Source organism: Leifsonia sp. LS1, assembly GCF_020521355.1.
Classification (GTDB): Bacteria; Actinomycetota; Actinomycetes; order Actinomycetales; family Microbacteriaceae; genus Leifsonia.
Map to the genome: position 1 here is coordinate 586538 of NZ_BPER01000002.1, position 26775 is coordinate 613312.

The following is a 26775-nucleotide window of genomic DNA, read 5'->3' on the forward strand; positions in this document are numbered from 1 at the left end:
CGACGCTGCCGAGACGCGGGTGGACGTCACCCCGGCCGCCGCAGACATGCTGCGGCGGCTGGCGGAGACGCACGGCCCGCTCATGTTCCACCAGTCGGGCGGCTGCTGCGACGGCTCCTCGCCGATGTGCTACCCGGTCGGGATGTTCCGCGTCGGCTCCGCGGACGTCCTGCTCGGCGCGCTCGACGTGGACGGCATCGATCCGGTGCGCGTCTACATGTCGGCGTCGCAGTACGCGTACTGGAAGTACACCCACCTCACGATCGATCTGGTCGACGGCCGCGGCAGTGGCTTCTCGGCGGAGGCTCCGGAAGGGAAACGGTTCCTCATCCGCTCCCGGATGCTCACCGACGCAGAGCTGTCGGCTTTCGGGCTGGTCTGACGACGGAGAGGACCTGCGAGACCACCTGGACCGCGGGAGGGCGCGCGCATCCCGGCGCGACGGCGGCGCCCTCCCGCTACGATCCGGTCGCGGCGGCGCGTCGCCCCCGGGCCGCCGCCGCGGCCGTGACCGCGAAGACGATCGCGATGCCGACGAGCGTCCCGAGCGTGTTCGCCAGGAGGTCGCGGGCGTCGCTGAAACGTGCAGGGATGAAGAGCTGCACGAACTCGATCGTCAGCGTCGCCATCGCGCCCAGGGCGAGGGCCAGCCACCAGCGCTCCCGGCCGAGCAGCAGTGTCAGCAGGGCGCCCATCGGCACGAACAGGAGGATGTTCGCCGAGAACTCGACGACGTCGTCGTCGACCCAGGTCAGCAGGGGCGTCTCCGCGAACAGGGCGAGCAGCGAGGTCAGCATCCCGTTGCGGTGGGGGTCCGGCGGGAAGGGGTTCAGCGTGATCCACGCGACCGCGAGCAGGTACACGGCGGCGAGGAGGGTGAGGACGCGGCGGGCCATCCTCCTATGCTTGCGCACATGAGCATCGCGTTCCGCATCCCGATGTCCGGTCGCTCCTCCGACGAACGGCATCGCGTCTCCAGCCCGCTCGAGCTGCTTTTCGACCTCACCTTCGTCGTCGCCATCGCCCAGGTCGCCTCCCAGCTCGCCCACGCCGAGGAGGCGGGCGAGGCGCTCGCACGACTCGGCCCATACTTCATGGTGTTCTTCGCCATCTGGTGGGCGTGGATGAACTTCACCTGGTTCGCCTCGGCGTACGACACGGACGACGTGCCCTACCGGGTGATGACGCTGGTGCAGATGGGCGGCGTGCTCGTGCTCGCGGCGGGCGTCCCCGCGGCGTTCGAGAGCTCCGACTTCACGGCGATCATCATCGGGTACCTGATCATGCGGCTGGCGCTCGTCGGCCAGTGGATCCGCGCGGCCGTCGAGCATCCGGACGGGCGGTCGACGGCGATCCGGTACGCCTCCGGTATCGCCGTGGTGCAGGTGTTCTGGGTCGCCTTCGGCTTCCTCCCCGTCGACGCCCGCCCGTGGCTGTTCCTCGTCGGCGCGGCTCTCGAGCTGTCGGTGCCGCTGTGGGCGGAGCGGCCGGGGATGACGTCCTGGCATCCCCACCACATCGCGGAGCGCTACGGATTGTTCACCATCATCGTGCTGGGCGAGTCCGTGTCGGCCAGCGCGATCGGTGTGCAGAACGCCCTGGCAGCGCACGGGTTCTCCGCCGCCCTCGTCTGGATCGCCGCCGCCGGCCTGGTGCTGCTGTTCGCGCTCTGGTGGCTGTACTTCCTCGAGCCCGCGGCAGAAGGGCTGGCGAACCGCCGCAATCTGTCGTTCTTCTGGGGCTACGGACACTACGTCGTGTTCGCCTCGCTGGCGGCGCTCGGTGCGGGCCTCGAAGTCGCGGTGCAGGCCGGCGCCGAGCACCACGGCGGGTCGGACACGGCGGTGGAGTACGCCGTCGCCGTCCCGGTCGCCGTGTTCCTGCTGATGCTCTACGTGCTGCACGCACCGCTGGTGTCCGAGGTCGTGATCCGCCCGCTCAAGACCGCCGCGGCGATCCTGCTCGTGCTGCTCCTCCCCCTCGCGTCGCCGGTGCTGGGGCTCGTGGGTGTGACGATCGGGATCGCGCTCGTCGCGGCGGCACTCGTCGCGGCGACGCTGGTCGACCGCGCGTTCGCGGCCCGGAAGGCCACGGCCCTGCGCGACGAGTGACGAGGGAGCCGAACAGGATGCCGAGGGGTTGCCCCGCGGCGCTCGTCGCGGGACGGTGGGATCGAACGAGGAGGGACCATGCCGGAGAAGCCCCACGACGACGCCCGCACCGACCAGTTGACCACCGCCCCGAAGGCGACGGAGGAGGACGCCGAGCCACGTGTCGAGATCGGCCCGGGCGAAGACGGCCGCACACGGATCGACATCCGCGACGACGCCGCGGTGAGGCCCGGCGCGGATCCGCGTGACCGATGACACGAACGGGCCGCCACCCGAAGGTGACGGCCCGTCCGTAAGAAGTTCGCGGTGTCAGCGAAGAGCTGCCTCTGCGAGGACTAGCGACGCAGACCGAGGCGCTCGATGAGCGAACGGTAGCGGTTGATGTCGATGTCCGACAGGTAGCCCAGCAGGCGGCGGCGCTGACCGACCAGGAGGAGCAGGCCACGACGCGAGTGGTGGTCGTGCTTGTGCTCCTTGAGGTGCTCGGTGAGGTCCTTGATCCGCTTGGTCAGGATCGCGACCTGGACCTCGGGGGATCCGGTGTCACCGGGGTGGGTAGCGTACTCTTCGATGATCGCCTTCTTGATATCAGCATCCAGTGCCATAGACGGGATCCCCTTCCTCTCGTTGCGCGGTGCCCGGGGCCTGATGCCTGGGCTCTCTTTCTCCGCGGCCGTTAGACGGCAACCTGACGAGTCTACCAGACGGCGGTGAGGGACCCACGCCGGCGGAGGGCCGATCGGCCCTAGAGAGCCGCGCGGGCACCGGGTAGCGTCCGAGGCATGAAGGCATTGCAGTATCGCGAGATCGGCTCTCGCCCCGAGGTCGTCGAGGTCCCCGATCCGGAGGTCGGACCCGGGCAGGTCCTCCTGAAGGTCACCGCCGCCGGCGTGTGCCACTCCGACGAGTTCATCATGAGCCTCCCGGCCGAGCAGTACGTGTACGGCCTGCCGCTCACCCTCGGCCACGAGGGCGCCGGCATCGTCGAGGCGGTCGGCGCGGGAGTCACCGGCGTGCGCGCCGGAGACGCGGTCGCGGTCTACGGACCGTGGGGCTGCGGCCGGTGCCGGATGTGCGCACAGGGCAAGGAGAACTACTGCCTGAACGCCGAGGCGGAGCAGATCCGCCCGCCGGGGCTGGGCGCTCCCGGCTCGATGGCCGAGTACATGATCGTCGACAGCGAGCGCCACCTCGTCCCGCTCGACGGCCTCGACCCCGTGCGCAACGTCTCCCTCACCGACGCCGGGCTCACCCCCTATCACGCGATCAAGAACTCACTGCCGAAGCTCGGCGCCGGGACGACCGCCGTGGTCATCGGCACCGGCGGACTCGGTCACGTGGGCATCCAGATCCTGCGTGCGATCAGCGGGGCGACGGTGGTCGCCCTCGACGTCAACCAGGAGAAGCTCGACCTGGCCACGACGGTCGGTGCACAGCACACCCTGCTGTCGAACCCCGACGCGGTGGCGGCCGTGCGCGATCTCACCGGGGGGCGCGGCGCCGACGCCGTGTTCGATTTCGTGGGCGTGCAGCCGACCGTCGACCTCGCGGGCGGGATGGTCGCGGCGGAGGGCGATGTCACCATCGTCGGCATCGGCGGCGGCGCGCTCGCGGTCGGTTTCGGCCGCATCGCCTACGACGCCGCCGTCCGCACGCCGTACTGGGGCTCCCGGGCCGAGCTGATCGAGGTGCTCGATCTGGCGCGCACCGGCCAGGTGGAGGTCGAGATCGAGACCTACTCGCTCGACGAGGCACCGAAGGCATACGAACGACTGCACGAGGGGAGGATCCGCGGCCGCGCGGTGATCCTCCCGAACGGCTAGAGCCCCGGACGACGACGCGCCCCCTCCGGCAGCCGGAGGGGGCGCGTCGCGTCGTGCGGTCGGCTCAGCTGACGCCGAGCAGGTCGATGACGAAGATGAGGGTCTTGCCCGACAGCGGGTGACCGCCGCCGGCCGGGCCGTAGGCGAGCGCCGGCGGCACCGTGAGCTTGCGACGGCCGCCGACCTTCATGCCGGGGATGCCCTCCTGCCAGCCCTTGATGAGGTTGTTGAGCGGGAAGTTGATGGACTGCCCGCGGCTCCACGAGGAGTCGAACTCCTCGCCGGTCTCGTACTCCACGCCGAGGTAGTGCACGTCGACCTTGGCGCCCGGCGTCGCCTCGGCGCCGGCCCCCTCCACGATGTCGACGATCTCGAGCGTCGCCGGAGCCGGGCCCTCGGGCGCGTCGACTTCGGGCTTCTGGTTGGTGTTCTCTGCCATGCGCACCATCCAACCCGTGCGCGGGCACCGCGTCAAAGCCGTTCGCTGTGCGCGCAGCCGGAGCCGACGCAGAAGGGTCTTGCGGATCGCGTCGAGGAGGAGCACGCTAGAGGTATAACTCGACGTCCCGGGAGCGTTGCAGGCATCGCCGCACCACCGGGCGTCGAGTCTTTTAACGGGTTCACCCCCGCCGGCGAACTTCCCAACCATTGCTCGGTTTTCTGTGGCAGGCTGGCCTCGACCCCGAAGCGATCGAAGGAGCCCGCCCGTGTCGAACCCCACCCCTCCCGTCGTCCCCACCGCGTCCGGCCGCGTCGCCGGCGTCTGGCGCCACGGGTCCGCCGCCTTTCTCGGCATCCCGTTCGCGGAGGCCCCGGTCGGCGACCTCCGCTTCGCCGCGCCCGTTCCGCATGCGCCGTGGGACGGAGTGCGCGACGCCTCGGCGTACGGACCGACGCCCCAGCGGGTGGCACTGGCCGAGGTGACCGCGATCCCGGAGCCGAGCATCCCCGGCGACTCGACACTGAACGTGAACGTGTTCACCCCCGCGCCCGGCGACACCGCCGCGAAGCTGCCCGTGCTCGTGTACATCCACGGGGGCGGGTTCGTCGCCGGCTCCCCCGCGAGCCCCTGGTACGACGGCCGGGCGTTCAACCGGGACGGCGTCGTCACCGTCTCCGTCTCCTACCGGCTCGGGTTCGACGGCTTCGGCTGGATCGAGGACGCCCCGGCCAACCGAGCCGTCCTCGACTGGCTGCTCGCCCTGGAGTGGGTGCGCGACAACGTCGCCCGCTTCGGCGGAGACCCGGACGCCGTAACTATCGCCGGGCAGTCCGCGGGCGGCGGCGCGGTGCTGACGCTGCTCGGCGTCCCGCGGGCCGCCGGGCTCTTCCACCGGGCGATCAGCATCTCAGGGGCGGCGGGCGGCCTGGCCGTCGACGAGGCCGAGACGCTCGGACGCCGCGTCGCGGAACTGGGCGGAGTGGAGCCGACGAGGGCCGGGCTCTCCACCCTCGACGAGCAGACCATCCTCGGACTGCAGGCGCGTGCGACAGCTCCCGACGGCGCAGACGGGGATCCGCTCGCCGGAATCGGACAGCTGATCTCCGGCGGGCTGACGTGGAGCCCCGTCATCGACGGCGACCTCCTCCCGCAGCCGGTCGTCGACGCGCTCCGCGACGGAGCCGGCGCGGACAAGTCACTCCTGCTCGGTGCCACCGACCAGGAGTTCACAGGCGCTCTGACGCCGTTCCGCGAGCAGCTGGCGACGGTTCCCGCCGCCGCCCTCCTGTCCTCGTTCGGCGTCCCGGAGGCGACGATCGGGGCGTACAGCGCCGCGCACCCGGACGCCGACACGGCCGACCTCGTGGGCCAGTTCGTGACCGACACCCTCTTCCGCGCACCGGCGCTGGCCGTCGCCCTGGCCAGGGGGCAGGCGGACGCACCGACCTGGCTCTACCGGTTCGCCTGGCGCTCCGGGGCGAACGGCACGGCCTCCCACTGCCTCGACGTGCCGTTCTGGTTCGACGGACTCGACCTCGAGCGGGTGGAGGATCTCGCCGGCGCGAATCCGCCGCAGTCGCTCGCCGACGACGTGCACGGCGCCGCGGTCTCCTTCATCCGCACTGGCGAACCCGGTTGGGCCCCTGTCACGTCGGCCGTGCGCACGGCCCACGTCTTCGACACGCCCTCCCACGACGAAGCCGGCGCCTTCGCGGATGCGGAGCCGGTGCTGGCGCAGCGGGTCTAGCCGAACACCTTGCCCGGGTTGAGGATGCCGAGCGGGTCGAAGACCGACTTCAGCTTCACCTGCAGCTCGTAGGAGTCCGGGCCCAGCTCGTCGGCCAGCCACCGCCGCTTGAGCACGCCCACACCGTGCTCGCCCGTCAGGGTGCCGCCGAGCTCGATCGCCGTGCGGAAGAGCTCGCCCGCCGCCTCCCATACCGCGGGCGGCGGCTCCTCCCCCGCGTAGACGAAGTTCGGGTGGAGGTTGCCGTCGCCGGCGTGAGCGACCGTCGGGATGGGGATGCCGTGGCGCTGCGAGATCCGCTCGATCGCCTCGAACATCTCCGGCATCCGGGAGCGCGGGACGGCGACGTCCTCGATGAGCACCTCGCCGCTCGCGGCGAGGGCCGGGTGGAAGGCGCGGCGGATCGCCAGCAGATGCTCCCCCTCCGCCGGATCGGCCGCGACCCGCACCGCCCCGCCCGCGGCGGAGATCAGCCCGCCCGCCGTCGCGGCATCCGCGGCTGCCGACGGGCCGTCGAACTGCACCAGGAGGAACGCGCCTCCCCCGGTCGTGCCGAACGCCGCGGCAAGCGTCTGCTCGCCGAGATGGGCCGAGATACGTTCGAGGGCCGGGCCGTCGACGAGCTCCATGATCGCCGGACGCAGCCGGGCGGCGGTGACCCGGGCCGCAGCGTCCGCGGCGGAGCGCACGTCCGAGAAGATCGCGCCCAGGGTCGTGGGCTCCCCGGCGGGGATCGGGACGAGTCGCACCGTCGCGCCGACGATCACGCCCAGCGTCCCCTCCGAGCCGACGAAGAGCGCCGTGAGGTCGTAGCCGGTCACGCCCTTCACCGTGCGGTGGCCGGTGCGGATGAGACGGCCGTCGGAGAGGACGACATCGAGGGCGAGCACGGCCTCCCGCGTCACGCCGTACTTGGCGCAGAGCAGGCCGCCCGCGTTCGTGGCGATGTTGCCGCCGACGGTGGAGATCGCGCGGCTGGCGGGGTCGGGGGCGAAGAAGAGCCCGGAAGGCTCCAGGGCGTCATTGAGATCGGAGTTCACGACGCCGGGTTCGACCACGGCGAGCTGGTCCTCCGCTGACACCTCGAGGATCCGGTTCATGCCGGCGACCGAGAGGACGATGGCCCCCTGCGTTCCGTTGGCGCCGCCGGCCAGACCCGTTCCCGCGCCACGCGGGACGACCGGCACGCGGAACTCGCTCGCCGCGCGAAGGGTGGCTTGCACGTGCTCGATCGTCGTGGCGCTGACCAGGGCGAGCGGGGAGCCGTCGGCCCACCAGCCCGACCGGTCGGTGCGGACCGCGTCGAGGAGGGCCGGGTCCGTGGTGAGCACGCCCGCCGCGATCGCCTCGTCGCCGAGGGCCGCCGCCAGCCAGTCGAGAACATCCATGCCCCCAGGCTAGCGAGGCCGCGCGGCTGTGGCCGGGACCGGTGAGCGGCGACCGCGCTCATGTCCGATTTCCGCTATCCGAAGTCGGTGGAGCGTGTCAGGCTGAGGCAATGGCACGCACCACCGGCCCCCGCCCCGACCCGCTCGACGACCCCGTCTTCGCCGAGCGCTACCGCGCGATGAACGCCCGTGACTCCCGGTTCGACGGGCAGTTCATCACCGGCGTCCACTCCACCGGCATCTACTGCCGCCCGAGCTGCCCGGCCGTCACCCCGAAGCCCGGGAACGTGAGTTTCTACCTCACCGCGGCGGCCGCGCACGAGGCAGGGCTCCGCGCGTGCAAGCGCTGCCTGCCCGATGCCGTCCCCGGTTCGCCCGAGTGGAACATGCGCGACGACCTCGCCGCCCGCGCGATGCGCCTGATCTCGGACGGCACGGTCGAGCGGGAGGGCGTGCCCGGTCTCGCCCAGCGTCTCGGCTACACCCCTCGTCACCTCGGACGTGTGCTCACCGCCGAGCTCGGCGCCGGCCCGCTCGCCCTCGCCCGCGCGCATCGTGCCCAGACCGCGCGCCTGCTGCTGACCGGCACCGACCTCCCGATCACGGACGTCGCCTTCGCGGCCGGCTTCACCAGCGTGCGTCAGTTCAACGAGACGATCTCCGAGATCTACCGGACGACCCCGGGAGGCATCCGTGCAGCGGCCCGCCGCCCGACTCCTGCCGCGCCGTCAGAGGGCGGCGGCGCCACTCTGAGCCTTCGCCTGCCCGCCCGCGCGCCGTTCGACGGCCGCGCGCTGCTCGCCTTCCTCTCCGCGCGCTCCGTGGCCGGCCTGGAGGCGGGAGGCGACACCTCGTACGCCCGCGCCCTCCGGCTCCCGCACGGTCCCGCCGTCGTGCGTCTGAGCCTCACCGGCACGGCCGAGGCCCCCGCCGTGCAGTGCGACGCCACCCTCGCCGACGTCGCCGACCTGGCCCCGCTCGTCTCCCGGGTGCGCCGACTTCTCGACCTGGACGCGGACGCCGCTGCGATCGACACCGCCCTCGCCTCCGACCCGGCACTCGCGCCCAGTGTCCTCGACGCCCCCGGGCGTCGCGTGCCCGGCGCGGTCGACGCCGAGGAGATCGTCTTCCGTGCGCTCATCGGCCAGCAGATCTCCGTATCCGCCGCGCGCACCGCGCTCTCGCGGCTCACCGAGGTGCTCGGCGAGCGCATCGACCTCGACGGTTTCACCCGCCTCTTCCCGACCGCCGCCGCCATCGCCGAGCACGGACACGATGTCCTCCGCGGCCCCGCCCGCCGCGTCGCATCGATCGTCGGCGTCGCTGCGGCCCTCGCGGACGGCTCGCTCCGCGTCGACGTCGGCGAATCGCGCGACGAGCTCGAGTCCCGCCTCCTCGCGATGCCCGGGATCGGCCCCTGGACCGCCGGCTACATCGCACTCCGTGTCCTGGGCAGCCCCGACATCCTCCTCACCGGCGACCTCGCCCTGCGCCACGGCGCCGCGAACCTCGGGCTCCCCTCCGACCCCCGGGGGCTGGGCGCCCACGGAGCGCGCTGGGCCCCCTGGCGCAGCTACGCCGGAATGCACCTCTGGCGGGCCGCCTGAGCGTAGGATCGCACTACAACCGGTAGTACGCAGGGGAGGGGTGAGGCGAGCAGTGCTCTCGATCACCGTCGTCATCCCCGCGCTTGACGACGCGGAGATGCTGCGCACCAGCCTCGCGGACCTCGCCGCACAGCTCCGTCCAGCCGACGAGATCATCGTCGTCGACAACGGCAGCACCGACGACACGGCGGAGGTCGCCCGCGCCGCCGGCGCACGGGTGATCGAGCAGCCGGTCCGCGGCATCTGGCCTGCTGCGGCAACGGGATACGACGCCGCCACGGGCGACATCATCGCGCGCATCGACGCCGACTCCCGTCCACCCGTCGACTGGCTCCTCCACATCGAGGCCGAGTTCGTCGACTCCCCCGAGATCGGAGTGCTCACGGGGCCGGGCGTCTTCTACGACGGCAACCCGCTGATCGCCGGGCTCGGGCAAGTGCTCTACATCGGCGGCTACTTCTGGTCGATGGAGATCTGGCTGGGCCATCCGCCGATCTTCGGCTCCAACTTCGCCATGCGCCGGGAAGTGTGGGCCGGCGCGCGCGACGCCGTGCACAGCGGGATGCGCGAGGTGCACGACGATCTCGACCTCGCCTTCCATCTCGACCCCGGCGTGATCGTCCGCTACGACGAACGGCTCACCGTCGGCATCTCGGCGCGGCCCTTCTCGACGTGGCGCGGCTTCGGACGACGGCTCTCCTGGGCGTTCGGGACGCTCTGGCTGCACCTGCCGGAGGAGTCGCCGTGGCGCCGCCGGGCCGCGCGCCGGCGCTGGCGCGAGGAGCACGCGGAACAGGCTCCCGGCGCCGTCGCCTGACGCACCCCACCCTTCGACACCGCGTCGACCGGTACGGTCGCCGACCGACGGACTGTCGAGTACCACTGACCCCGCGTCCCCGTTAGGTTGGAAGGTGTGAGATTCTCGCACCTCAGCGCCACCCCCGATGCGTCGCCGCGTCTGGCCGCCGTCGTCGCCGACGGCGCCCTCTTCCTCGACGAGATCATGCCGGACGCGCCACGCGACCTGCAGGATCTGATCGAACGCGGTGAGGGCGCGCTGGCCGACGTGCGCGCGCTCGTCGATGCGGCGGTCGCCACCGGCCGGCCGCTCAGCCCGGTCCATGAGCTGCGCCACGCCTCCGCCGTGCTGCGTCCGCCACAGGTCATCGCCATCGGCGCCAACTACGCTGCCCACGCCTCCGAGCTCAAGCTGCGCAGCGAGAAGGCCGCGACCGTCTTCTCGCTCTGGCCGAACTCGCTCGCCGGTCACGGCGGCACCACGTCCTGGCCGGAGGACCTCACTACGCAGGTGGACTACGAGGCAGAGCTGGGCGTGATCATCGGGCGACCGGCGCGCAACGTCTCCGCTCGCGACGCGCTCGACTACGTCTTCGGGTACACGGTGGTCAACGACATCACGGCCCGCGACCTCCAGTTCTCCGAGGCGCAGTGGTCGCGCTGCAAGTCGTTCGACGGCTTCACCCCGAACGGCCCGGTCGTCGTGACCGCCGACGAGATCGCCGACCCGCAAGACCTGTGGCTCACGACGAACGTCGACGGGACGATCCTGCAGGACGCCTCCACCGCGGACATGGTGCGCTCGGTCGCCCAGATCATCGAGTTCCTCTCGCACTCGGCGACCATCCAGCCGGGCACGCTGATCTCGACCGGGAGCCCGGGCGGAGCCGGCTACTCGCGCACTCCCCCGGTGTTCCTGCGCGACAAGTCGACCGTCACCGTCTCGATCGGCGGCATCGGCTATCTGACGACCTACTGCCGCGTCACCTGACGGCATTGCCTGCATTCGCGCACGCCGTCGGCTAGCGTGAGGGCATGTCCATCGGTGAGAGACGCCCCGGAATCACGGGCGGCGGCGACGAGTGCGCCCGGCTCGACGCGGCCCTGCCCGACATCGACTGGTCCGTCGCGCCGGTGGGCACGGTGTTCTCCCGGTTCGACGCCCCGAGCGGCCGGCTCGCCGTCGCCTCCCTCGGCGACCCTGCGCATCCGCGCGTCGTGATGGTCCCGGGTGCGACCGGCTCCAAGGAGGACTTCTTCCTGCTCGCACCGATCATCGCGGCCGCCGGCTACTACGTGCAGAGCTACGACCTCGCCGGCCAGTACGAGTCCGCCGACGCAGGACCTCCGCCGGGCGGCCACTACACGTACGAGCTGCTGGTCGCGGACTTCGTCGCTTTTCTGCGCGACGGCGGCCCCGCACACGTGCTCGGCTACTCCTTCGCCGGGATCGTGGCGCAGCTGGCGCTCGTCGACCAGCCCGGCCTCTTCCGCTCCCTCACGCTGCTGACCACGCCGCCCGAGCCGGGGCAGGCCTTCCGAGGGGTCCGCGTGATCGGCTGGCTGAGCTGGCTGCTGAACGGCCACCAGGGCGCCGGGCTCATGATCTGGGGCATCGTGACCAACAAGAACAAGGTGCCGCCGAGTCGCCTCGCCTTCGTCCGCTCGCGGTTCGACCTCACCCGCCGGTCCAGCGTCGACGACATGGTCGGCCTCATGAAGCGTGTGCCGGATGTGCGTGCCCGCGTCGCCGCCAGCGGAATCCCCGTGCTCGTGGCCACCGGCGACCACGACCTGTGGCCGACTCGCCTCCACGCCGAGAACGCCGACGCGCTCGGCGCGCACCTCGCGGTCTACCGCACCGGCCACAGCCCGTGCGAGACGGCGCCGCACCAGCTCGGGCGCGACATGCTGGCGCTGTTCCGCGAGGCCGAAGCGCGCGGTTGACGGCGCGCCGCCTCGCGGCCGAGCGCCGGAGCGCTACTCCGCCGACTCCTCCGGTGCGATCACCGGGATCGCCGTCGTGATCGCCTCCAGACCGCTCAGACGCGCCGGCGACAGCAGCCGCGTGACCTCGTCGCGGCTCATCAGCTTGGCGTCCACCACCAGGTCGGCGACGTTGTGGCCGGTGAGCAGCGCCGACTTGGCGAGCGCGGCGGCAGCGGCGTAGCCGATGTGCGGCGTGAGCGCCGTGATCACGCCGACGGACGACCCGACCATCGCGCCGAGGCGCTCCTCGTTGGCGGTGATACCGTCCACGCAGTTGACCCGGAGCGTGTGGAACGCCTGGGTCATCCAGGTGATGCTCTGCAGCAGCGAGTGCGCGATCACCGGCTCGAAGGCGTTGAGCTGGAGCTGGCCGCCCTCCGCCGCCATGGTCACCGTGACGTCGGCGCCGGCGACCGAGAACGCCACCTGGTTGACGACCTCCGGGATCACCGGATTGACCTTGCCGGGCATGATGCTCGACCCGGCCTGCCGCGGTGGGAGGTTGATCTCACCGAGACCGGCCTGCGGGCCCGACGAGAGCAGCCGCAGGTCGTTGCAGATCTTCGAGAGCTTGATGGCGCTGCGCTTGAGCGAACCGGAGAACGACATGAACGCACCCGCATCGCTGGTCGACTCGATCAGGTCGGGCGCGGTCTCCAGGCTCAGACCCGTGATGGCGTTGAGGTGCGCCACCGCCGCCGCCGCATAGCCGGGGTCGGCCGTGATGCCCGTGCCGATCGCCGTGGCGCCGAGGTTGATCTCCGCCAGCAGCCACTTGGTCTCGGTGAGGCGTGCGTGGTCCTCGGTGAGGGTCGTCGCGAAGCCGTGGAACTCCTGCCCGAGGGTCATCGGGACCGCGTCCTGCAGCTGCGTGCGGCCGACCTTGAGGATGTGGCGGAACTCCCGTCCCTTGCGCGAGAAGGAGTCGCGCAGCTCGCCCAGCTCACGCAGCAGATCGTCGAGGGCGAACGTCAACGCGATCTTGATGGCCGTCGGGTAGGTGTCGTTGGTGCTCTGGCTGCGGTTGACGTCGTCGATCGGGCTGAGCGCGGCGTAGTCGCCTTTCGGGCGGCCGTCGAGCTCCAGCGCCACGTTGGCGATGACTTCGTTCGCGTTCATGTTGGTGGAGGTGCCCGCACCGCCCTGCATGACGCCGACGACGAACTGGTCGTGGAAGCGGCCGTCGATGATGAGCTGGCAGGCGCGGTCGATCAGGTCGGCCTTGTGCGGCTCGAGCACGCCGATCTCGAGGTTGGCGCGCGCGGCGGCCTGCTTGACGCTGGCCAGGGCGACGATGAGGTCGGGGTAGACCGAGATGGGACGCTTGGCGATCGAGAAGTTCTCGAGCGCACGGGAGGTGTGGACGCCCCAGTAGGCGTCCGCCGGGATCTCACGGCTGCCGAGCGAGTCGGTCTCCGTGCGGGTCGGTCCGCCGGACGCGCTCGGATCGGGGACGTCCGAGACATTCTCGGACGCGTCGACCACGGCGGTCGGGAGCACCGGGATCGGTTTCGTCGGGGATTCGTCCATCTGGGCTGTGGGGTTCACGGTCAGCACCGTTGCCTCTCGTTGTGCGGTTGGCTCGCCGGAGTCTCCCGGCGCGGGGTGTCGGCCGTTCGTGGCCGCCGACAGCATCCAACCTACCTCCCGCCCCTGCCCGCGCGGTGGACGATCCGTCTCGAATCCGAGACGTCGCAGGTCAGCCCAGCTTGCGCAGCAGTCCCCGCGCGAAGCGGTCCTTGCCCTCCGTGTACGGCGGGTAGATCAGCTTCATCGTGTCGGGCGCGAGGGACTTGCTCAGCACCGCCTTCTCGTGGCTGAAAGCGCGGAGCGACCGCTCGCCGTGATAGGCGCCGACGCCGCTCTCCCCCACACCGCCGAACGGCAGTCCGCCGACCGCGAGGTGCGCGGCCGGGACGCCGAAGCCGACCGCGCCGGAGCTCGTCTCGGTGAGGAGACGACGGCGGACGGAGGCGCGCTCGGTGAACACGTAGAGCGCGAGCGGCTTGTCCCCCGCCCGGATGAACCGGATGGCGTCGTCGAGGTCGGCGACGGGGACGATCGGCAGGATGGGACCGAAGATCTCTTCGCGCATCACCGCCGCCTCACGCGGGACATCGGTGAGCACGGTCGGGGCGAGGTAGCGGCTCGACGCCTCCCGAGCACCGCCCAGGGCCGTCGTCCCCGAGCCGTCGAGCAGCCCGGCGAGGCGGCGGAACTGCCGGTCGTCGACGATCCTGCCGTAGTCGGGGCTCTGCGCGGGGTCGTCGCCGTAGAGCTCGTGCACGGCGACGCGGAGCGCGTCCGCGAGCCGGGCCGAGACCGAGGCGGTCGCGAGCACGTAGTCGGGCGCGACGCAGGTCTGGCCCGCGTTCATGAACTTGCCCCACGCGATCCGGCGGGCGGCCGCGCCCAGGTCGACCGAATCGTCCACGTAGACCGGCGACTTGCCGCCGAGCTCCAGGGTGACGGGCGTCAGGTGCTGGGCGGCCGCGGTCGCGACGATGCGGCCGACGCGCCCGTTGCCGGTGAAGAAGATGTGGTCCCACCGGTGCGTCAGCAGCTCGGTGGTCTCGTCGACGGCGCCCTCGACGACCGCGACCGCCCGGGTGTCCAGGTACTGCGGGATCAGCCGAGCCATCGCCGCGGACGTGGCGGGCGCGAGCTCGGACGGCTTCAGGAGCACGGCGTTCCCGGCCGCCAGCGCACCGACCAGCGGCGCGAGCAGGAGCTGCACCGGGTAGTTCCACGGCGCGATGATCAGCACGACCCCCACCGGTTCCAGCATCGTCGACGCCTTCGCGGGCAGGAGCGCGCCGGGCACGCTCACGCGCCTCGGGCGCAGCCAGCGGCGCAGGTTGCGCAGCATGTGGTCGATCTCGCCCACGACGAAGCCGATCTCGGCGATCTGCGACTCGGTCGGGTTCTTCGCGAGGTCGGCCAGCAGGGCGTCCTCGAGCTCCGGCGCCCGTTCGGTGAGCAGTCGGCGCAGGGCACGCAGCTGTGCGACCCTCCAGCCGAGGGGCTTCGTCGCCCCGCTGTCGAAGGCGGTGCGCAGAGCGGCGACGGTCTGCCCGATGGCGGTGAGCCCAGTGGTCATGCGCCCATCCTACGGACGGGGACGGTACTCCAGGTCGAAGATCGCGTGGCCCAGCCTCTCGCCGCGTCGCTCGAACTTCGTGACGGGGCGGTCCTCCGGCCGCGGGATGTAGTGCGCTGCGCCCGCCACGTTGACGAGGGCGGGCTCGGCGTCGAGCACCTCCACCATGTGCTCGGCGTACGGCTCCCAGTCGGTCGCGAGCCGCAGGACGCCGTCGGAGGCGAGGGCACGCACGATCAGCTTCGCGAACTCGGGCTGCACCAGGCGGCGCCGGTGGTGCCGCGCCTTCGGCCAGGGGTCGGGGAAGAAGATCAGCACTTCGGCGATGCCGCCCGCGGCGAGCCCGGTGTGGAAGACCTCGACGGCGTCGTGGCGCACGATGCGGATGTTGGTGAGCTCGCGGTCGCGCGCCCCCGCCAGGACCCGCCCGACGCCGGCCCCGTGCACCTCCACACCGAGGAAGTCCCGCTCGGGATGCCGCTCCGCGAGCGTCAGGAGGTTCTCCCCGTTGCCGAAGCCGATCTCGACCGTCCGCTCGGCGACACGGCCGAACAGCGTGTCGAGGTCGAGCGGAGAGCCGTCGAACTCGACGCCGTAGACGGGCCAGAGCTCATCGATCGCGCGCTGCTGCGCTTCGGTCTTGCGGCCGCGGACGACGTAGCTGCGGGGGCCGAGGGGGGACTGTTCCATCCCTCCATTCTCTCAGGAGGGACGACCCCGGCCGGTCAGAGGAACGCGAACGGCAGGAACGTCAGGCCCAGACCGATGCCTGCGAGGGCCAGCACGAGGCCGATGAGGACGCCGAAGAGCATGAGCGCGTTGAGGACGATTCCCCAGATGGCGAACGTCCGGCCGAGCGGTTCACGGCCGAGGGCCAGGATGCCGACGACGAGGCCCGCGATCGGGGCGACGAACGTCCAGCCGAACACGATCGACGCGAGGCCGAGCACGAAGCTCGTCACGCTGAGCGTGCGGGCTGCAGCGGGGACGGCGGCGGGGGCGGTCGAGGGAGGGGTGCTGGTGGTGGTGCTGGTCATGACTCCAGTCAAGCGGAGCGCTCGGGCCCGCGGCATCGGGGAAACCCCCGGATCCGGCTCGGGGGTTACCCCGAGCCGGATCACCGCGTTCAGTGCGGCAGGAACGCCTCGATCGGACCGCGCGCGAAGTAGATCAGGAAGCCGGCGGCCACGATCCAGAGCAGCGGGCTGATCTCGCGGGCCTTGCCCGACAGCGAGCGCACGAGCACCCAGCTGATGAAGCCGACCCCGATGCCGTTCGCGATCGAGTAGGTCAGCGGCATGACGATGATCGTCAGGAACACCGGCAGCACGCTCGAGAACTCGCCGAAGTCGATGTGCCGGATCTGCACGACCATCAGCGCACCGACGATCACGAGGGCGGCGGCGGCGACCTCGAGCGGCACCACCTGGGTCAGCGGTGTGAAGAACATCGCCAGCAGGAACAGCACGCCGGTGATGACGGACGCGAACCCGGTGCGGGCGCCCTCGCCGATTCCCGACGCGGACTCGACGAAGACCGTGTTGGACGACGAGGAGGTCGCACCGCCGACCACGGCGCCGACGCCCTCCACGATGAGCGCGGGCTGCAGGCGCGGGAACGTGCCGTCCTCCTTCGCCAGGCCGGCGCTGCGCGCGAGCCCCGTCATCGAGCCCATGGCGTCGAAGAAGTTCGTGAACACGAGCGTGAAGACGAGCATGATCGCGGCCAGTGCGCCGATCCGGCCGAACGAGCCGAACACGTCCACCTGCCCGACGAGGCCGAGGTTCGGGAGCGAGACCAGCGAGCTCGGGAGCTGCGGGACGGTGAGGTTCCAGCCTCCCGCGTTCTTGCCGCCCAGCGACGGTCCGACCGGCCAGATCGCCTCGACGATGATCGCGACGACGGTGGCCGCGACGATGCCGATGAGCAGGGCGCCCTTCACCTTGCGCGCCATGAGCACGCCCATGATGACCAGGGCGAGCAGGAAGATCAGGGTCGGGACGGTCGCGATCGATCCCGCCTCGCCGAGCTGCACGGGCGGCGACGACATGTTCGTGCTGCGGACGAAGCCGCTGTCGACGAAGCCGATGAAGGCGATGAAGAGGCCGATGCCGACCGTGATCGCCGTCTTGAGCTGTGCGGGGACCGCGTTGAAGATCAGCTTGCGCAGGCCGGTCGCCGAGAGCAGCACGATGATCAGACCGTTGATGACGACGAGGCCCATCGCCTCCTGCCACGTCAGCACCTGCACCACGTTCACCGCGAGGAAGGAGTTGATGCCGAGGCCTGCGGCGAACGCGAACGGCAGGCGCGCCACGAGACCGAACAGCACGGTCATGACTCCGGCGCTCAGCGCGGTGACGGCCGCGACCTGCGCGCCCTGCAGCGAGTGGCCGGAGACGTCCGGGGTCCCGCCGAGGATGAGCGGGTTGAGGATGACGATGTACGCCATCGTCACGAACGTGAGCACACCTCCGCGCACCTCGGTCGCCCAGGTGGTGCCGCGCTTGGTGATCTCGAAGAACCGGTCGAGGCGCCCCGTGCCGGTCGGCGCTGGTGCGGTGGTCGATTCGGAAATGGTGATCTCCCGTACTATCTCGAAAGCGGATGTGTCGATGAACGTGCTCTGAACATTCGGAGCGGATTCGCGGGCGCGACGCGCCGCACTCAAGCCTAATTCCCATTTCCACGAGCGAAGGACACCCTGAATGGCCCTGCCCTGGACCCTGCACGGCGACGGAAAGAACGTCGGCGCCCACGAGATCGTGCTCCCCGGCGAGCGTCTCAGCTGGCCCCGCACCATCGGGCTCGGCGCCCAGCACGTCGTCGCCATGTTCGGCGCGACCTTCCTGGTCCCGGTGCTCACGCACTTCCCGCCCAGCACGACACTGCTCTTCTCCGGTGTCGGCACCATCCTGTTCCTGCTCATCACCGGCAACCGCCTCCCGAGCTACCTGGGCTCGTCGTTCGCCTTCATCGCGCCGATCACGGCGGCGACGGCGAGCAACGGGATGGGCAGCGCGCTCTTCGGCATCGTCGCGGTCGGCATCCTGCTCGCTCTCGTCGGCGGCATCGTCATCCTCACCGGCACGGGCTGGATCGACGCGCTCATGCCGCCCGTCGTGGCCGGTGCGATCGTGGCGCTGATCGGCTTCAACCTGGCTCCCGCGGCCAAGAACAACTTCGTCCAGGCGCCGTGGACGGCCCTCGTCACCCTGCTCGCAGTCATCCTCTGCACGGTGCTCTTCAAGGGCCTGCTCGGGAGGCTGTCGATCTTCGTCGGCGTCGCCGTCGGCTACGTGTTCGCCGTCGTCATGGGAGAGGTCGACTTCTCGGCGGTCGCCAAGGCGGACTGGATCGGGCTCCCGACCTTCGCCCTGCCTGCCAACCCCTTCGAGAATCCGGGGGCGACCTTCGGCATCCTGCCGGCGTTCCTGCCGGTCGTGCTCGTGCTCGTCGCCGAGAACGTGGGGCACATCCGCGGCGTCGCACAGCTGACCGACCCGTCCGTCAACAAGCTCACCGGCCGCGCCCTCTTCGCGGACGGCCTCGCGACCACCGTCGCCGGATTCTTCGGCGGCTCCGGCACGACGACGTACGGCGAGAACATCGGCGTCATGGCGGCGACCAAGGTCTACTCGACGGCCGCGTACTGGGTGGCCGGCATCGTCGCAGTGCTCCTCGGCCTCTCCCCCAAGGTCGGCGCGGTCATCAACACCATCCCGGCCGGTGTGCTGGGCGGCGTGACGACGGCCCTGTACGGCCTGATCGGAATCATCGGCGTCAAGATCTGGCTCGACAACAAGGTCGACTTCTCCAAGCCCGTCAACCAGTTCACCGCGGCGACCGCGCTGGTCGTCGGCATCGCCGACTTCACGCTCAATCTCGGTCAGCTCACCTTCAACGGCATCGCCCTCGGCACCATCGCGGCGATCGTCGTGTACCACCTCATGCGCACCGTCGCCCGCCTCCGCGGAACCGACTGACCCGACCGCCGCCGAAGTTCACGTCGTTGCCGCTAGATCCGCGATTTGAGCGCAAGGACGTGAACCTCGCGGCACCTCAGGCGTGGAAGAACGGGATGATGAGGTAGAGGCCGTAGAGGACGGCGCAGCCGGTGAGCACGAAACAGGCGTAGGCGCCGGTGAGGGCCAATCGTTTCTGGCCGTCCGTCAGCGGGTTCTTCTTGCGGGCCTTGGCGGCCTTGCGCTGGGCCTTCGCGGCCTCCTCCGGCGTGATCACCGTGATCGCGTCCGTGAACTCCACCGGCTCGACGAAGAGCGCGCGCCCGGCGACGGCGAGCAGGCGCGTGCCGAGTGCGTAGAGGCTCACGACGACGCACGCCCCCACGATGGCGGCCGCGAAGACGATGAGGAAGGCGACCCAGTCGATGCCGTTCATGCGGACTCCTTGCGAGCGCGCTCCTTCTTGAGCGGCTTGACCTTCTTGATCTTGACGGCGCGGCCCGAGGCGGCGACCTCGCTCTGACCCTGCACGGGGGCGGGCTCGACCGCGTTGGCGCTGTGCACCTGGTTGCGCCGCGACAGCCAGAAGATGAGGGCGACGACGACCACGCCGAGCACGGTGTCGACGAGGATGCCCACGGGGCCGAGTCCCGCGATCAGCGCGGCGACGGCGCCGACGATGGCCGCCGCGGGAAGGGTGAGCAGCCAGCCGATCGCGATGCGCCCTGCCGTCCCCCAGCGCACCGACGAACCGCGACGGCCGAGGCCCGACCCGATGACCGAACCGGAAGCGACCTGCGTGGTCGAGAGGGCGAAGCCGAGGTGGCTGGAGGCGAGGATCGTCGCTGCGGTGCTCGTCTCGGCCGCGAAGCCCTGTGCGGGCTTGACCTCGGTGAGGCCGCGACCGAGGGTGCGGATGATGCGCCAGCCGCCCGAGTACGTGCCGATCGCGATGGCGAGGGCGCAGGAGACGACCACCCACAGCTCGGGGCCGGTTCCCGCCGTCTGGAGTCCGGCGGCGATGAGGGTGAGCGTGATGACGCCCATCGTCTTCTGGGCATCGTTGGTGCCGTGCGCGAGTGCGACGAGCGACGAGGAGAAGATCTGGCCGTACCGGAACCCTCCGCGCCCGTCGGGACGGCCGTCATAGCGTCGCGTGATCCAGTAGGCGAGCTTCGTGGCCGAGTACGCCACGACACCGGCGGTGACCGGCGCGATGAGGGCGGGGAGGATGACCTTGTCGAGCACGACGACGAAGTCCACCGCCCCGATACCCGCCCCGACGATGGCGGCGCCGATCAGACCGCCGAACAGCGCGTGGCTGGACGACGAGGGCAGCCCGAACAGCCAGGTGACCATGTTCCAGACGATCGCGCCGACGAGGCCGGCGAAGATCAGCTCCGGTGTGATCTGCACCCCGCCGGAGCCCTCCCGGATGATGCCGCCGGAGATGGTCTTCGCCACCTCCGTGGACAGGAACGCGCCGATCAGGTTGAGGACGGCGGCCAGGGCGACGGCCACCTTCGGCTTCATGGCGCCGGTCGCGATGGGGGTCGCCATCGCGTTCGCGGTGTCGTGGAAACCGTTCGTGAAGTCGAAGAACAAGGCCAGCGCGATGACCAGCACGATGATGAGGGTGAGGTCCACCGGATACTTTCTCGTGTGGGGGATGCGGTCCACCCCGATCCAACCGTTCACCGGGATGTCATGCAAGTGACCTGGCGCGCCATCAAGCGACCGTGTAGATACTCACACGCCTGCGGTCCGGCGTCAAAATCGTCAGAGACGCCCCACCGCGGTGACACGGAGGACGGCCACCCCGGCCCGCGCGGACGCCTCCAGCAGCACGTCGGCGCTGATCCCCCAGTCGTGGTCCCCGGCCGGGTCGGACAGGATCTGACGCACCCGCCAGACACCCTCTGCGGCGGCGGTCGACTCGTCCACCACGATCATCGCGCCGGAGCGCGCGGCCGCGTCCGTCAGGATCTCGTCGTGCTCCGCGTAGTAGTCCTCGAGCGCGGCATCCCACTCCTGTTCCGTGAAGGAGGGGGCGGCGGACTCCGCCAGTGCGGCGGCCTCGGCCTCCAGCACCCCGAGTTCCGGCACCCGGTCGAGGGCGGCCAGCTGCACGCGCCGGAACAGCTCATTGCGCACGAGGACGAAGAAGGCGCGCCGGTTGGTGGTGACGGTGCGCGGCGCGGGCGGTGCGAGTGCGCCGGCCTCGGCGGCATGGCGGGCGGCGTCGGGGTGCACGAGCTCCTCCCACTCGTCCAGCAGGCTGGAGTCCACCTGCCGCACCAGCTCGCCGAGCCACTCGATGATGTCGCGCAGCTCCTCCGTGCGCAGGTCGAGCGGCACGGTCTGCCCGAGCGCACGGTACGCATCGGAGAGGTAGCGGAGCACGACGCCCTCCGAGCGTGCGAGCTTGTAGAACGCGATGAACTCGCCGAACGTCATGGCGCGCTCGTAGAGGTCCCGCACGACGGACTTGGGGCTCAGCTCGAAGTCGGCCACCCAGGGCTGGCTGGACGCGTAGGTCGCGAAGGCGTCCTCGAGCAGCTCCGCATGCGGCTTCGGATGCGTGACCTGCTCGAGCGCCTCCATGCGCTCGTCGTACTCGATTCCCTCGGCCTTCATCGCGGCGACCGCCTCCCCGCGCGCCTGGAACTGCTGCGCCGAGAGCACCGGACGCGGATCGTCCAGCGTCGCCTCCACGACCGAGACGATGTCGAGAGCGAACTGCGGCGACGCGGCGTCGAAGAGCTCGAACGCGGCGAGCGCGAACGGAGAGAGCGGCTGGTTGAGGGCGAAGTTGGGCTGCAGGTCGACCGTGAGCCGGATCTCGCCTGCCACGTTCTCGATCACTCCGGCGGTCAGGAGGGAGCGGTACAGCTCGATCGCCCGCCGGGCCAGGGCGAGCTGCCGCTTCCAGGGTTCGTGGTTGTCGAACACGAGTGCGCGCACATGCCCGTAGACGTCCCCGCCGCGGCCGATGACGTTGATCAGCATGGCGCTGGTGATCTGCATCGACGAGGCGAGCGTCTCGGGCTCCGCCTCGATCAGCTTGCGGAACGACGGCTCGCCCCACGACACGAAGCCGTCCGGGGCCTTCTTCCGGACGATCTTGCGCCGCTTCTTCGGGTCGTCGCCCGCTTTCTCGATCGCCTTGAGGTTCTCGCTCTCGTGCTCGGGCGCCTGCGCGACGACGGTGCCGGCCGTGTCGAAGCCCGCGCGACCGGCGCGGCCCGCGATCTGGTGGAACTCGCGGGCGTTGAGCTGCCGCATCCGCGTTCCGTCGAACTTCGTCAGCGCGGTGAGCAGCACGGTGCGGATCGGCACATTGATCCCGACGCCGAGGGTGTCGGTGCCGCAGATCACGCGCAGGAGCCCGCGCTGCGCGAGCTGCTCGACCAGCCGACGGTACTTGGGGAGCATGCCCGCGTGGTGCACGCCGATGCCCTGGCGCAGGAGCCGGGAGAGGGTCTTGCCGAAGGCGGTCGTGAAGCGGAAGTCTCCGATGAGCTCCGCGATGCGGTCGCGCTGCTCGCGGTCGGCGATCTTGGCGCTCGAGAGCGACTGCGCGCGTTCGAGCGCCGCGAGCTGCGAGAAGTGGACGACGTAGATCGGCGCCTGCCCGGTGTGCAGGAGGTCGTCGATGGTCTCGTGGATGGGCGAGAGCTCGTAGAAGTAGTGCAACGGCACGGGCCGCTCGACGCCGGTGACCGTCGCCGTGTCGCGGCCGGTGCGGCGCGTCAGGTCCGCGGCGAGCGCGGTCACGTCGCCCAGGGTCGCCGACATGAGCACGAACTGGGTGTGCGGGAGCGTGAGGAGGGGCACCTGCCAGGCCCACCCGCGGTCGGGATCCGCGTAGAAGTGGAACTCGTCCATCACGACCTGGCCGGCGGGTGTCTCGTCCCCGTGCCGGAGGGCGAGGTTGGCGAGGATCTCGGCGGTGCAGCAGATGATCGGGGCGTCGGCGTTGACGGCGGAGTCGCCCGTCATCATCCCGACGTTCTCGGCGCCGAAGATGTCGACCAGGGCGAAGAACTTCTCCGAGACGAGCGCCTTTATCGGCGCGGTGTAGTAGCTGCGCTCCCCCCGGGCGAGTGCGGCGAAGTGGGCGGCGACGGCGACGAGGGACTTGCCGGTGCCCGTCGGCGTGCTGAGGATCAGGTTCGCGCCGGCGACGATCTCGATGACGGACTCGTCCTGCGCCGGGTAGAGGGAGATGCCGCCGGCTTCCGCCCAGGAGACGAACGTGTCGTAGACGGCGTCCTCGTCGGCGGTGCCGGGCCCGGTGTGCCCGGGGATGTCGTCGACGCGGAGCCGGACGGGTGCAGGAGACGTCATGATGACTCCAAGGCTCTCATGCCGCGCGCCGGCTTCTCTTCCGGCGCACAGCCGGCGCCCCTACGCTTCGATCATGATGTCGATGCGCGCGCGTGCCTCCCTGGCCGGTCTCGCGAGCGTCGTCGGCGGCGTCGGGGCCGCCGAGCTGGTGAGCGCCTTCGTGGTGCAGGACGGCAGCCCGGTGCTCGTTGTCGGGTCGCTGGTGATCGACCTGGCGCCCGCGTGGGTCAAGGAGGCCGTGATCGGCCTGTTCGGCACGGGCGACAAGGTGTTCCTGGTCGCACTGCTCGCCCTGCTGGTCCTGGTCGGTGGTGCGCTCGCCGGTTGGCTGGAGCTGCGTCGTCCGCCGTTCGGGCGGGTCCTCGTGGCGGTCGGCGCAGGAGTCGGTGTGCTGGCCGCCCTGACCCGGTCCGGTGCGGGGATCGTGGATGCCGTCCCCTCGGTCCTCGCGGGGCTCGTGGGCGTGCTGATCCTCGCGTGGCTGATCCGGCTGCTGCGCGGCACCGAACCGACCAGGGTGGCGCCGCGCGGCGCGGTGACCAGGCGGCGGTTCGTTCTGGCGGCGTCCGGCACGGCCGTGGCGGGAGCGATCGGCGTCCTGGCAGGCCAGATCGTGGCGACGGGATACCGGGCGGCCGCGGCGGCCCGGGCGGCCTTCCACCTCCCGGCGCCCGCGACGGCCGCGCCGCCGATCCCGGCGGGAGCGTCGTTCGCGGTCCCGGGCCTGTCCCCCATCGTCACGTCCGCCGCGGACTTCTACCGGATCGACACCGCACTCCAGATTCCCGGGGTCCAGCCGCAGGACTGGCGGCTGCGCATCACGGGGATGGTGGAGCACGAGGTGGAGCTGACGTACGCCGAGCTCCTGGCGCTGCCGCTGGAGGAGTCGGTGACCACCCTCACCTGCGTCTCGAACGAGGTCGGGGGCGACCTCATCGGCAACGCGCGGTGGTTGGGCTACCCGATCCGGCATCTGCTCGCCCGCGCCGCTCCGACCGCGCGGGCGGACATGGTGCTCTCGCGCAGCCAGGACGGCTGGACGGCGAGCACGCCGATCGAGGCGCTCACCGACGATCGAGCGGCCATCCTGGCGGTCGGGATGAACGGCCAGCCGCTCCCGCTCGAGCACGGCTACCCGGTGCGCATGGTCGTCCCCGGCCTCTACGGCTACGTCTCGGCGACGAAGTGGGTGGTGGAACTGCAGGTCACCCGATTCGACGCCGTCACCTCCTACTGGACGGATCGGGGATGGTCCGAGCGCGGCCCCGTCAAGCTGTCGTCCCGCATCGACGTCCCTGCGGAGGGACGCCAGGTGAAGGCGGGGACCGTGGCCGTCGCCGGCGTCGCCTGGTCGCAGCACGTCGGCGTGAGTGCCGTCGAGGTGCGCGTGGACGACGGCGACTGGGCCCCTGCGCAACTCGCCGACGCCATCTCCATCGACACCTGGCGGCAGTGGAAGTACGAGTGGGCGGCCGAACGGGGCACCCATACCCTGACGGTGCGCGCCACCGATGCCCGGGGGACGGTCCAGACGGCGAAGCGGCAGGACGTCGTCCCGGACGGCGCGACGGGCCTGCACAGCATCACCGTCACGGTCGCCTGACCCGCCTCCGGCGACGAGGCGCGATACTGGGAGCCATGAGCCCGACAGTGGACGAGCACGCCGCAACCGTCGCGAGGCTGCTCGCCCGGGCGGCCGGACCCGCCATCGACGCGGTGCCGGTGGCGGAGGCACGGGGCCGCATCACCGCGTCCGACGTTCGCTCCGGGGTCGATCTTCCTCTGTTCCGCAACGCGCAGATGGACGGCTTCGCCGTTCGGGCGGCCGATGTCGAGCGGACGCCGGTGGCCCTCGAGGTCGCCGGAGACATCCCCGCCGGACATGTCGTCGCCGTGCGCCACGTCTCCGGGACGGCCATCCGCATCATGACGGGCGCGCCGATGCCCGACGGCGCCGACGCGGTCGTGCCCGTCGAGGACACCGAGCTCGTGCTCGGTCGCGACGACGACCTCCGCGGCGCCGTCGTGGAGATCCGCCGACCGCGCCGTCCCGGTGAGTACGTGCGCGAGCGGGGCAGCGACCTGCGCCGCGGCGAGGTGCTGGTGCCCGCGGGAACCCTCCTCGCACCCCGCCACCTGGCCGCCCTCGCCGCCGCCGGGGTGCGGAGTGTGCCGGTGCGGTCGCGGCTGCGGGTGGGCATCCTGACCACGGGCTCCGAGCTGGTGACCGACGGCGGCCCGGCCGCGTTCGGCCGGATCTTCGACGCCAACGGCATCGCCCTGGCCGCGCTGGTCGAAGAGGCAGGTGCGGTGGTGTCATCGCAGGAGGCGAGCGACGACGACCCCGCCACGTTCGCTCGGCTGCTCGACCGTGCCGTCGCGGACAGCGATCTCGTCGTCACATCCGGTGGAATCTCGCGCGGAGCCTACGAAGTCGTCAGGGAGGTGCTCGAGCCGCGTGGCGCGGTCGTCACCACCGTGGCGATGCAGCCGGGCGGACCGCAGGCGACCGCCGTGGTGGACGGCGTTCCGGTGCTCTGCTTCCCCGGCAACCCGGTGAGCACGCAGGTGTCGTTCGTGGTGTTCCTGCGCGGGCCGCTGCGCGATGCGGCCGGATTGCCGCCGATCGGTCCGGAGCGCGCCCGCCTGGCCGACGCCGTGCACTCGGTTCCCGGCAAGCGCCAGTTCCTGCGCGGGCGGTGGGCGGACGGGGTCGTGGCGCCCGTCTCGGGACCGGGCTCCCACCTCGTCGCGGCGATGGCCCGCGCCGATGTGCTGATCGACGTTCCCGCCGACGTGGAGTCGCTGCGGGCCGGAGCCGACGTGACAGTCTGGACCCTATGACCGAGTTCAGTCACCTGGATGCCGACGGACGCGCACGCATGGTCGACGTGGGCGGCAAAGCCGAGACCGATCGCGAAGCGGTCGCGCGCGGTCTGCTCCGCACCACGCGGGCCGTGGTCGCGGCGATCGCCGCCGACGACCTCCCCAAGGCCGATGTGCTCGCCACCGCCCGCATCGCCGGGATCGCGGGCGCGAAGCGCACCAGCGACCTCATCCCCCTGTGCCATCCCCTCCCGCTGAGCTCGGTGCGCGTCGACTTCGCCCTCGACCGCGAGGACGGGTCCGTCGCCATCGAGGCCGTGGCGCGCACCCGCGGGCGCACGGGAGTGGAGATGGAGGCGCTCACGGCCGTCGCCGTGGCCGGGCTCACCCTGCACGACATGGTCAAGGCCGTGGATCCCGCTGCCGTCCTCACCGAGGTGCGCGTCGTCGCGAAGAGCGGCGGCAAGCGCGGCGAGTGGCGACGCCCGGGAGAGGCCGGCGCCGCGCCGTCCGCGGACGCCGCGGACCGTGTGGCGCACGACGCGGCCACGTCCGCTCCCCCGGCGTCCGCCATCGTCGTCGTCGCCTCGACCCGGGCGGCCGCCGGGACGGCGGGCGCCCCCCCCCGG

General features: G+C 71.3%; 25 protein-coding genes. 13 read left to right on the forward strand and 12 right to left on the reverse strand.

The window, feature by feature from the left end:
* Positions 1 to 46 precede the first annotated feature (46 nt).
* Positions 47 to 382, forward strand: coding sequence for a DUF779 domain-containing protein (locus tag LLS1_RS06115; RefSeq protein WP_223360923.1), 336 nt, complete (start codon positions 47 to 49; stop codon positions 380 to 382).
* A 76-nt stretch (positions 383 to 458) separates the two neighbouring features.
* Here the strand turns inward: LLS1_RS06115 and LLS1_RS06120 are convergent, their stop codons facing one another.
* Positions 459 to 896 (reverse strand): VanZ family protein, encoded by a 438-nt coding sequence (locus tag LLS1_RS06120; RefSeq protein ID WP_226654012.1) that lies wholly within the window; start codon positions 894 to 896, stop codon positions 459 to 461.
* A gap of 18 nt (positions 897 to 914) precedes the next feature.
* Between LLS1_RS06120 and LLS1_RS06125 the strand changes: the two genes are divergently transcribed.
* Both LLS1_RS06125 and LLS1_RS06130 read left to right on the forward strand, forming a co-directional pair.
* On the forward strand, positions 915 to 2111 hold the full coding sequence (locus LLS1_RS06125) for a low temperature requirement protein A (protein ID WP_226654013.1): 1197 nt from the start codon (positions 915 to 917) through the stop codon (positions 2109 to 2111).
* Positions 2112 to 2189: 78 nt separating this feature from the next.
* On the forward strand, positions 2190 to 2366 hold the full coding sequence (locus LLS1_RS06130; RefSeq protein WP_226654014.1) for a multidrug transporter: 177 nt from the start codon (positions 2190 to 2192) through the stop codon (positions 2364 to 2366).
* Positions 2367 to 2446: 80 nt separating this feature from the next.
* On the opposite strand, the gene rpsO is transcribed toward LLS1_RS06130, so the two are convergent.
* Positions 2447 to 2716, reverse strand: coding sequence for a 30S ribosomal protein S15 (gene rpsO / locus LLS1_RS06135; protein ID WP_226654015.1), 270 nt, complete (start codon positions 2714 to 2716; stop codon positions 2447 to 2449).
* A 177-nt stretch (positions 2717 to 2893) separates the two neighbouring features.
* Between rpsO and LLS1_RS06140 the strand changes: the two genes are divergently transcribed.
* The gene (locus tag LLS1_RS06140; protein WP_226654016.1) at positions 2894 to 3934 is read left to right on the forward strand and encodes an NAD(P)-dependent alcohol dehydrogenase; all 1041 of its coding nucleotides are present in this window, start codon (positions 2894 to 2896) and stop codon (positions 3932 to 3934) included.
* Between the two features lie 64 nt (positions 3935 to 3998).
* Here LLS1_RS06140 and LLS1_RS06145 read toward each other — a convergent pair whose 3' ends face one another.
* On the reverse strand, positions 3999 to 4373 hold the full coding sequence (locus tag LLS1_RS06145) for an FKBP-type peptidyl-prolyl cis-trans isomerase (RefSeq protein ID WP_223360412.1): 375 nt from the start codon (positions 4371 to 4373) through the stop codon (positions 3999 to 4001).
* Positions 4374 to 4641: 268 nt separating this feature from the next.
* On the opposite strand from LLS1_RS06145, the gene LLS1_RS06150 reads away from it, so the two are divergent.
* A complete protein-coding gene (locus LLS1_RS06150; protein WP_226654017.1) occupies positions 4642 to 6123 on the forward strand; it encodes a carboxylesterase/lipase family protein in 1482 nt (493 codons plus the stop codon).
* On the opposite strand, the gene LLS1_RS06155 is transcribed toward LLS1_RS06150, so the two are convergent.
* Positions 6120 to 7511: an FAD-binding oxidoreductase gene (locus tag LLS1_RS06155; protein ID WP_226654018.1), complete on the reverse strand. Its 1392-nt coding sequence runs from the start codon at positions 7509 to 7511 to the stop codon at positions 6120 to 6122. The two genes, LLS1_RS06150 and LLS1_RS06155, sit on opposite strands and share 4 nt — an antisense overlap.
* 110 nt (positions 7512 to 7621) lie before the next feature.
* On the opposite strand from LLS1_RS06155, the gene LLS1_RS06160 reads away from it, so the two are divergent.
* The 4 genes from LLS1_RS06160 to LLS1_RS06175 all read left to right on the forward strand — a co-directional run bounded on the left by LLS1_RS06160 (position 7622) and on the right by LLS1_RS06175 (position 11863).
* The gene (locus LLS1_RS06160) at positions 7622 to 9118 is read left to right on the forward strand and encodes an AlkA N-terminal domain-containing protein (protein ID WP_226654019.1); all 1497 of its coding nucleotides are present in this window, start codon (positions 7622 to 7624) and stop codon (positions 9116 to 9118) included.
* Positions 9119 to 9170: 52 nt separating this feature from the next.
* Positions 9171 to 9935, forward strand: a complete 765-nt coding sequence (locus LLS1_RS06165; RefSeq protein ID WP_226654020.1) for a glycosyltransferase family 2 protein — start codon at positions 9171 to 9173, stop codon at positions 9933 to 9935.
* Positions 9936 to 10031: 96 nt separating this feature from the next.
* Positions 10032 to 10907, forward strand: coding sequence for a fumarylacetoacetate hydrolase family protein (locus LLS1_RS06170; protein ID WP_223360407.1), 876 nt, complete (start codon positions 10032 to 10034; stop codon positions 10905 to 10907).
* Between the two features lie 44 nt (positions 10908 to 10951).
* Positions 10952 to 11863, forward strand: a complete 912-nt coding sequence (locus tag LLS1_RS06175) for an alpha/beta fold hydrolase (RefSeq protein WP_223360406.1) — start codon at positions 10952 to 10954, stop codon at positions 11861 to 11863.
* A 33-nt stretch (positions 11864 to 11896) separates the two neighbouring features.
* Here the strand turns inward: LLS1_RS06175 and LLS1_RS06180 are convergent, their stop codons facing one another.
* From LLS1_RS06180 to LLS1_RS06200, 5 genes are all read right to left on the reverse strand, one after another.
* On the reverse strand, positions 11897 to 13435 hold the full coding sequence (locus LLS1_RS06180) for an aspartate ammonia-lyase (protein WP_226654051.1): 1539 nt from the start codon (positions 13433 to 13435) through the stop codon (positions 11897 to 11899).
* 169 nt (positions 13436 to 13604) lie between these two features.
* Positions 13605 to 15005, reverse strand: a complete 1401-nt coding sequence (locus tag LLS1_RS06185) for an aldehyde dehydrogenase family protein (RefSeq protein ID WP_226654021.1) — start codon at positions 15003 to 15005, stop codon at positions 13605 to 13607.
* Positions 15006 to 15014: 9 nt separating this feature from the next.
* The gene (gene trmB, locus LLS1_RS06190; protein WP_226654022.1) at positions 15015 to 15695 is read right to left on the reverse strand and encodes a tRNA (guanosine(46)-N7)-methyltransferase TrmB; all 681 of its coding nucleotides are present in this window, start codon (positions 15693 to 15695) and stop codon (positions 15015 to 15017) included.
* Positions 15696 to 15730: 35 nt separating this feature from the next.
* Positions 15731 to 16042, reverse strand: coding sequence for a hypothetical protein (locus LLS1_RS06195; RefSeq protein WP_226654023.1), 312 nt, complete (start codon positions 16040 to 16042; stop codon positions 15731 to 15733).
* Between the two features lie 89 nt (positions 16043 to 16131).
* Positions 16132 to 17589, reverse strand: a complete 1458-nt coding sequence (locus LLS1_RS06200; RefSeq protein WP_374758248.1) for an NCS2 family permease — start codon at positions 17587 to 17589, stop codon at positions 16132 to 16134.
* Positions 17590 to 17713: 124 nt separating this feature from the next.
* On the opposite strand from LLS1_RS06200, the gene LLS1_RS06205 reads away from it, so the two are divergent.
* Entirely contained in the window at positions 17714 to 18991 is a 1278-nt protein-coding gene (locus tag LLS1_RS06205) for a uracil-xanthine permease family protein (RefSeq protein WP_223360402.1), read from the forward strand.
* Between the two features lie 76 nt (positions 18992 to 19067).
* Here LLS1_RS06205 and LLS1_RS06210 read toward each other — a convergent pair whose 3' ends face one another.
* The 3 genes from LLS1_RS06210 to LLS1_RS06220 all read right to left on the reverse strand — a co-directional run bounded on the left by LLS1_RS06210 (position 19068) and on the right by LLS1_RS06220 (position 23320).
* Positions 19068 to 19406, reverse strand: coding sequence for a peptidase (locus LLS1_RS06210; protein WP_226654024.1), 339 nt, complete (start codon positions 19404 to 19406; stop codon positions 19068 to 19070).
* Positions 19403 to 20617, reverse strand: coding sequence for an inorganic phosphate transporter (locus tag LLS1_RS06215; RefSeq protein WP_223360400.1), 1215 nt, complete (start codon positions 20615 to 20617; stop codon positions 19403 to 19405). The genes LLS1_RS06210 and LLS1_RS06215 overlap by 4 nt, the downstream gene beginning before the upstream one ends.
* Positions 20618 to 20749: 132 nt before the next feature.
* On the reverse strand, positions 20750 to 23320 hold the full coding sequence (locus LLS1_RS06220) for an RNA helicase (protein WP_226654025.1): 2571 nt from the start codon (positions 23318 to 23320) through the stop codon (positions 20750 to 20752).
* A gap of 73 nt (positions 23321 to 23393) precedes the next feature.
* Here LLS1_RS06220 and LLS1_RS06225 point away from each other — a divergent pair, with 73 nt between their 5' ends.
* From LLS1_RS06225 to moaC, 3 genes are all read left to right on the forward strand, one after another.
* Positions 23394 to 24923, forward strand: a complete 1530-nt coding sequence (locus tag LLS1_RS06225; RefSeq protein WP_374758241.1) for a molybdopterin-dependent oxidoreductase — start codon at positions 23394 to 23396, stop codon at positions 24921 to 24923.
* Between the two features lie 35 nt (positions 24924 to 24958).
* Positions 24959 to 26164: a gephyrin-like molybdotransferase Glp gene (gene glp, locus LLS1_RS06230; protein ID WP_226654026.1), complete on the forward strand. Its 1206-nt coding sequence runs from the start codon at positions 24959 to 24961 to the stop codon at positions 26162 to 26164.
* A partial coding sequence (gene moaC / locus LLS1_RS06235) for a cyclic pyranopterin monophosphate synthase MoaC (RefSeq protein WP_308443796.1) occupies positions 26161 to 26775 on the forward strand: 615 nt, incomplete at its 3' end. The genes glp and moaC, both read left to right, overlap by 4 nt.

Bases quoted from the DNA above. Each gene is read 5' to 3' on its own strand.
- LLS1_RS06115 (WP_223360923.1), top strand. From the start codon at position 47: ATGCTGCGGCGGCTGGCGGAGACGCACGGCCCGCTCATGTTCCACCAG.
- LLS1_RS06120 (WP_226654012.1), bottom strand. From the start codon at position 896: ATGGCCCGCCGCGTCCTCACCCTCCTCGCCGCCGTGTACCTGCTCGCG.
- LLS1_RS06125 (WP_226654013.1), top strand. From the start codon at position 915: ATGAGCATCGCGTTCCGCATCCCGATGTCCGGTCGCTCCTCCGACGAA.
- LLS1_RS06130 (WP_226654014.1), top strand. From the start codon at position 2,190: ATGCCGGAGAAGCCCCACGACGACGCCCGCACCGACCAGTTGACCACC.
- rpsO (WP_226654015.1), bottom strand. From the start codon at position 2,716: ATGGCACTGGATGCTGATATCAAGAAGGCGATCATCGAAGAGTACGCT.
- LLS1_RS06140 (WP_226654016.1), top strand. From the start codon at position 2,894: ATGAAGGCATTGCAGTATCGCGAGATCGGCTCTCGCCCCGAGGTCGTC.
- LLS1_RS06145 (WP_223360412.1), bottom strand. From the start codon at position 4,373: ATGGCAGAGAACACCAACCAGAAGCCCGAAGTCGACGCGCCCGAGGGC.
- LLS1_RS06155 (WP_226654018.1), bottom strand. From the start codon at position 7,511: ATGGATGTTCTCGACTGGCTGGCGGCGGCCCTCGGCGACGAGGCGATC.
- LLS1_RS06160 (WP_226654019.1), top strand. From the start codon at position 7,622: ATGGCACGCACCACCGGCCCCCGCCCCGACCCGCTCGACGACCCCGTC.
- LLS1_RS06175 (WP_223360406.1), top strand. From the start codon at position 10,952: ATGTCCATCGGTGAGAGACGCCCCGGAATCACGGGCGGCGGCGACGAG.
- LLS1_RS06180 (WP_226654051.1), bottom strand. From the start codon at position 13,435: ATGGACGAATCCCCGACGAAACCGATCCCGGTGCTCCCGACCGCCGTG.
- LLS1_RS06185 (WP_226654021.1), bottom strand. From the start codon at position 15,005: ATGACCACTGGGCTCACCGCCATCGGGCAGACCGTCGCCGCTCTGCGC.
- trmB (WP_226654022.1), bottom strand. From the start codon at position 15,695: ATGGAACAGTCCCCCCTCGGCCCCCGCAGCTACGTCGTCCGCGGCCGC.
- LLS1_RS06195 (WP_226654023.1), bottom strand. From the start codon at position 16,042: ATGACCAGCACCACCACCAGCACCCCTCCCTCGACCGCCCCCGCCGCC.
- LLS1_RS06205 (WP_223360402.1), top strand. From the start codon at position 17,714: ATGGCCCTGCCCTGGACCCTGCACGGCGACGGAAAGAACGTCGGCGCC.
- LLS1_RS06210 (WP_226654024.1), bottom strand. From the start codon at position 19,406: ATGAACGGCATCGACTGGGTCGCCTTCCTCATCGTCTTCGCGGCCGCC.
- LLS1_RS06220 (WP_226654025.1), bottom strand. From the start codon at position 23,320: ATGACGTCTCCTGCACCCGTCCGGCTCCGCGTCGACGACATCCCCGGG.
- LLS1_RS06225 (WP_374758241.1), top strand. From the start codon at position 23,394: ATGATGTCGATGCGCGCGCGTGCCTCCCTGGCCGGTCTCGCGAGCGTC.
- glp (WP_226654026.1), top strand. From the start codon at position 24,959: ATGAGCCCGACAGTGGACGAGCACGCCGCAACCGTCGCGAGGCTGCTC.